Source organism: Dissulfurispira sp. (genome assembly GCF_036745535.1).
GTDB lineage: Bacteria > Nitrospirota > Thermodesulfovibrionia > Thermodesulfovibrionales > Dissulfurispiraceae > Dissulfurispira.
This window is the reverse complement of record NZ_DAIOFX010000086.1, coordinates 1-5,775: the sequence shown is the minus strand read 5'-3', so window position 1 is coordinate 5,775 and position 5,775 is coordinate 1. Positions and strand designations below refer to the sequence as shown.

The window sequence follows — 5,775 nt, the reverse complement described above, 5'->3', positions numbered from 1 at the left end:
CTATGAGGCATTCAACCATGTAGAGCTTACAGCTTTCATGGGCATTTTTATAACAGGATTCCCATATGCACACTCCCACGTATTCCGGCTCGATACCGGCAATATCACATACGCCATTGTTAAAATTGGGACACATAATTTCACCCCCTGAATGTGTGAATTTTAAATGGTTTGTCTTCTTATCGGCCTTCTATTATATTTTAAATGAGTGAATGTTGCAGGATAATGAAATGGAGATTAAATTTTAGGAACAGTTTGCAAGCCTATTCCTCTGGATACCTCAGATAAAATGCAGCCTTTGTTATTTAAAAATGCACAATCTATAAAACAGCTACAACTGTTGGACTCAAGCCTTTGTCTGACGACTGCTGTGAATTTACCGGTCAGAATCATGAACTTCTTTGATCTCCTTGCGATTCTCTTTGCCATACATAAAATCCAAAGGCATATTGAATCAACATTTATTGCCTTTTCAAAATTGACCACCACACGATCTGAGTTTTCTATTGAACTCATCAAGGCAGCTATGAGTTTATCACGATCCTTTGTGGTCAGGTCGTCAGTAAAGGTTAGAATCGTAGTATCATTTAATTGTTCAAATCTAATATTCTCAAATTTTTCTGTACTCACATGATAAGGATACCACTCCATTGTTACGGCAATATGACTGAACTGTTAAATCTATATGAAAAACCACTTCACCCCCAGTGCATGATTATTAACAAAATACCTATTATCAAAGCGATAGTAAGTATAATATCCTCTAACCTTTCAGAAACCTCTCTATTCATGTTTTATAACCTCCTTCTTGTCCGGTGAATACACGATAGCCAATGCCCTTACGCCGCCAATTACGAGCAGGAGCACTGCAAGGGAGGCTATCTCAAGGGCACCTATTTTATGCTGATAAATGCCAATCATAATTTTTCTCAGGACAAATACCATAGAGGCATCTATAATAAAATGTTATCTTAAGCCTGTGGATTTCGAAATATTCGATTATGCTTCTCAGAAGTTCTATAACAATAAACATCGACAGTATATTCGTTACCATGGTATCAAACCCTGCTGCTATTGTCGGGCTTTTAAAGACTACCCTCAAATCTATGAATATCCTCGCAATGCCCATCATAAGGGCAAGGATTACGAGGGGTATCATCAGCTTGATGATTATGTCCACGACTTTTTTGAATAATCCCATTTTGAGATTATAAATATTTGAGTGTTGCGTGGTTATGAAATGGATGTTAAATTTTATGCTGGAAATTGCCGGATTATTTCCCTGCTCGCAATTTTTCGGCAAAATATGAGGGTAGGCCCCTTTCAATAATGGCGGATGCCACTTTGTCAACATTGTATGAGATCCTTAAAAAATCTGTTCTTACCTCATTAAGAGTTATATCAACAATGCAGACACATGTCCTTGTATCGCCGTCCTTCGGCTTTCCAACACTGCCGGCATTTATAAATACCTTATTGCCGATGTTTTTTCTGTACGGGATATGCGTATGTCCGTAAATCATGATGTCTGCTTCTGCCTTTCTTGCCATATGAAGGAAAAAGTCTTCATCCCTGTCATTGTGCCAGTAAAGATTATTTTTTAGCGGAGTTGCATGAAATATCTTTACCTTTTTGTCATGTACGGAAAACGCTATCTCAAAGGGAAGGTCTTTCATATAATCCTTGCTCTTCTGGGTTGCATGCTTTTTTGTCCACTCAAAGGACTGTGTTGCCATTGTCGACTGAATCATGTCTTCATATTTGCACCCGCAGTGCTCTTTGTTGTTCGCAACAGCATCATCATAATTACCCTGAACCCCCTCGATTCCGTGTTCAATAAGGAAGCACACCACTTCATTTGCAAATGGCGCGTATCCGCCGAGGTCTCCGAGGTGGTAGATTTTTTCAACATTATTGGACGCTGCTGCATCATATGCAGCCTTCAGCGCCTCTATATTTCCGTGAATGTCTCCGAGTATAGCTATTTTCATTGTCTTATTTATGCAATCCTTGCCTTTATTGCATCAACTATCCTGTATCTCCATGCCCACATGCCAGTTTCCGGACAGGGTGAGAGCATCGAATCCCTACCGATGATATACCTGTTGCCTCTCCACACAACCGTATTGCTTAATATGGGCACAAACCAGATGAGACCTATGATCATGTCTTTAACCGGAGATAAAAGATAAACCATGGGATTCGAGTCGGAGTCAGTTATCTTTCCGAGATATAAATCTCCTATGACTTTAATGAGGGATACAAACAAAGCAAAGGAAACGGTTGTCCTTGAAATCTCCCATAACATCATTGGAATAAAGGACATGAATACAGGATTCCCGATGAGTTCCGAGATATATTTGATTCCTCCGAGCCTCCACCTGAGCTTTCCCCACCTTGTATGCCTGTTGAGAAATCTTCTTATACCCCAGTATTCATTTACATTATTAATTGCATAATTCGACAGAACAACTTTCTTTCCCATTTTATGAATCCTTTCTCCTATCACATAATCCTCTGCAAGCACATCCTTTACAGCCTTAAACCCGCCTATTGCCTCAAGGTCATTCTTTCTCATCAGCATAGACTTTCCCACCACACAGGGCATTTTGAGAAACTTATCAAGGAAACATACACTTCCTAATATGAATGTATTCAGATGGAGATTTTCGAATATAGAGCCAATGGTGCTGCCTCCAATACCTCTTATAACATTGCTCACAAGGCCAACATCCTCCTTCATATGTTTTACTATTTCCTTCAAGTAGTCTTTATCCACCATTACATTGCTGTCGCTTATGAGAATATGCTCATATTGAGAGACCTTATATGCGGACATGAGATTATTAACCTTCGGATTAAGTCCTACATCGCATTTTTCGACTATTATGGAGATATTTTTTTCATGATATTTATCTTTTATTTTTCTTGCTACTTTATATGCAGGGTCATTGTGATCCTGAAGCGAGAATATGATTTCGTATTCTGGATAGTCCTGCGTGCAGAAGCTTGCAAGATTGTCGAACAAGTTGTCATCGAGTCCCTTGAGGGGCTTGAGGATTGAGACAGCAGGCAGAGGTAAGGGAAAAGGTAAATCTTTACCTATACCTCTACCTTTACCTGTTCTTAATGTTGACCGCACTGCCCATATCTGTAGTCCATAAGCGATGAGTCCCAAAATGGTGATGCCTGCAAAGATGTAAAACATTTCCATATCTTCCCTCCTAATTTCTGAACAGTGTTATTGCCACTCCTTTGTTATGCCTTATGCATTTTTTAATCGAGTCGATATTCTTTTCGCAGTTAAGCAATGTCTTCCACGAATACAGGTGCCTTGCCCTGTGAAAATCGCTGTTTGCGATATACGGATATTTCTTGAGGCTTATCACATTGAAGACACCGTCCCTGTTGGCTATTTCCCATGCGTCTATGTATTTGGCGTATTTCTCTCTGTTGTTCCAGAGGAATAGTGTGTCCCTGCTCATGTCCGACATATTGTGCGGATGGCATGCGACTACGAGGGCATCTTGCTGTTTTGCCTCAAGGAAAATCTTTTCGTAGTTCATGCATGCAGGGATGAAATCTTTTATGTCAATGATGAGAATATGCGCTGATTTCTCAGGAGTAATATAGTTCTTGGTGATCTCTATACCAGGAATCACGAGCATTTCATACTTGTCCCATGCCCTTTCCGCTTCGTATTTTATGTTTGATATATATTCCTCGAAGTTGGCTGCTGTGACAGATAGTTTAAAGCGGTGGGCGAGTTTTCCAATACCATTGTCTCCATTGACTACATGGTCTGTTATGGCTATTACATCGAATCCTGCCTGTCCGAATATGTCAATTGTCTTCCTTAACTCCACGGAACCGTCAGAGTATTTTGTGTGGATATGGAAGTCACACAGTAACATTTACCTATCAACCATTTGCTAACATATTTACCAACATGTTACTAACATGATAAGGATTTCAGGTTACATGAGTATTAAGGGGGGATTAAATTTTTGTTACGATTGGAAGAAATTAAAAAAGGCACACGACTTGCGCATCGTGTGCCGTGCTGTTCAGGAAATGTGCAATTCCATATGCCTTTTCCATTCTTCGAGGGACGCAACCTTTATAAATGATTTTGCTTCTTCCTCTGTCATTGTGGGGTTTTTATATTTGATGCCAAAGAATCTGCACATAACATTAAAGAGGTGGGTGTTATTGATATATCTGCCGATTCCCAGTTCTCTGGCCTTATAACCGTAAGCCAGCAATATCTGGTCTTCTGCCGTATGATTTGTGGATGTAAATCCCACATTGCCCCTTCTTAAAATGGCAGGCCTTTTGGCTTTGCCTTTTTCATCCTTGCCATAAATATTATGGGACAGTGCCTTTCCGAGGATGGCATCGGGCTGGTATACGAAATCCCCAGGATATGGTTCGTATCCTGGTTGCATGGATTCATGAACCATTTCTGCCTCTTTTTCAGAAAGGGTAAATGTTGTGTAGTATTCAAATATATCCCTTATCTCCTTTGCGGTCTTTCCCTTCATTTCCTTTTTGATGATCTCAAAGGATGCCTTAATGTCCGTGTATTTCTTCAATGCCTCTGTTGCATCATTATACTCAGGACCGGTCCCGTTGATTCCCCAGCCTGAATTGCCGTGGTCAGATGTAACTATTACAAGGGTGTTTGGATTGACTTTCAGATATTCATTAATGACTCCGATGGTCATATCCAATTCGTATGTATCCATTATCGCTGCCCATGCATCGTTAGAGTGATTGGCGTGGTCTATTCTTCCTGCCTCCACCTGAAGAATGAAACCTCTGGGATTCCTTGAAAGTTTGCTGAGGGCGATCTTTGTTATTTCTGCAAGGGTAGGTTGTTTGCTGCTTAGCTCAGGATTGTTTAATCTGTCCACATAGTAACTGATGTGGGATTGGTTAAAGAGTCCAAGCAAAGGCTTTTTTGATGAGATTGTCTCTTTTGATATTAAGCTGTTTTTATCTTTTACAACATCGTAACCAGCATCAGCAAATGCTGTGAAAATGTCTTTCCCGTCTTTTCTCTTTGAAGGATCGAAATGTCTGCTCCCTCCACCAAGCAAAACATCGGGCTTAAATTTCAAATAGTCCAGGGCTATATCATCTTCTGCATCTCTGTGCATCTGATGTGAGACCCATGCTGCTGGAGTTGCATGGGTAACCCTCGTGGTAGTGACAAGCCCGCATGCATAGCCTCGCTCCCTGAGAAGTTCCATGATTGTTTTTAATGGTCTTTGATCTGGGAGTGATGACAGCATCCTGTTTGCTGTCTTTGACCCCGTTGCCCATGCAACGGACGCTGGCGCGGAGTCTGTCACAATGCTGGACAGGCTCTTTGTCCCCACATAGCCCAGTGATGAGCGTGCATCTCCCATAAGGGAGTATATATTTGTTCCCGAATTTCCCCAGACCCTTGTGCTTATTTCATGCATTGCCCTTATGACACCGAGGGGCATTCCGTCTCCTACAACAAATATAAGACCGCGCCCCTTTGATGGTGAGAATTCAGACAGGCTGTTTCCTAAAACATTTGATGGAAACAGCGAATACAATGCACCTGCACCTGCCAGTTTCAGAATATCTCTCCTGCTTATGCCATTCTTATCCATAACCCCCTCCTCCTTTTTTAATAACCATAGTGAATCATAAAATTATTTCAATTACAGGACTATTAAGCCAAGATTAAGTTTTGGTTAAAAGGCGGAAAATACCTCCCTGCCAGAAACGAATGTCTTT

The 5,775-nt window shown here is 40.8% G+C and carries 7 protein-coding genes; all 7 read right to left on the bottom strand.

The genetic code is table 11. The features are described 5' to 3' along the window. Window positions 1-237: 237 nt before the first annotated feature. The 7 genes from V7L97_RS10730 to V7L97_RS10700 all read right to left on the bottom strand — a co-directional run bounded on the left by V7L97_RS10730 (window position 238) and on the right by V7L97_RS10700 (window position 5,648). On the bottom strand, window positions 238-630 hold the full coding sequence (locus V7L97_RS10730; protein WP_333655855.1) for a hypothetical protein: 393 nt from the start codon (window positions 628-630) through the stop codon (window positions 238-240). Between the two features lie 153 nt (window positions 631-783). Next, window positions 784-921: a hypothetical protein gene (locus tag V7L97_RS10725; protein WP_333655853.1), complete on the bottom strand. Its 138-nt coding sequence runs from the start codon at window positions 919-921 to the stop codon at window positions 784-786. Next, window positions 899-1,201, bottom strand: a complete 303-nt coding sequence (locus V7L97_RS10720; protein WP_333655852.1) for a phosphate-starvation-inducible PsiE family protein — start codon at window positions 1,199-1,201, stop codon at window positions 899-901. Before V7L97_RS10720 ends, V7L97_RS10725 begins: the two co-directional genes overlap by 23 nt. Window positions 1,202-1,274: 73 nt before the next feature. Beyond that, a complete protein-coding gene (locus V7L97_RS10715; protein WP_333655851.1) occupies window positions 1,275-1,991 on the bottom strand; it encodes a metallophosphoesterase family protein in 717 nt (238 codons plus the stop codon). 8 nt (window positions 1,992-1,999) lie between these two features. Further along, a complete protein-coding gene (locus V7L97_RS10710; RefSeq protein WP_333655849.1) occupies window positions 2,000-3,214 on the bottom strand; it encodes a ceramide glucosyltransferase in 1,215 nt (404 codons plus the stop codon). A gap of 10 nt (window positions 3,215-3,224) precedes the next feature. Beyond that, window positions 3,225-3,914 (bottom strand): PHP domain-containing protein, encoded by a 690-nt coding sequence (locus tag V7L97_RS10705; RefSeq protein ID WP_333655847.1) that lies wholly within the window; start codon window positions 3,912-3,914, stop codon window positions 3,225-3,227. 153 nt (window positions 3,915-4,067) lie between these two features. Further along, the gene (locus V7L97_RS10700) at window positions 4,068-5,648 is read right to left on the bottom strand and encodes an alkaline phosphatase (protein ID WP_333655845.1); all 1,581 of its coding nucleotides are present in this window, start codon (window positions 5,646-5,648) and stop codon (window positions 4,068-4,070) included. Window positions 5,649-5,775 lie beyond the last annotated feature (127 nt).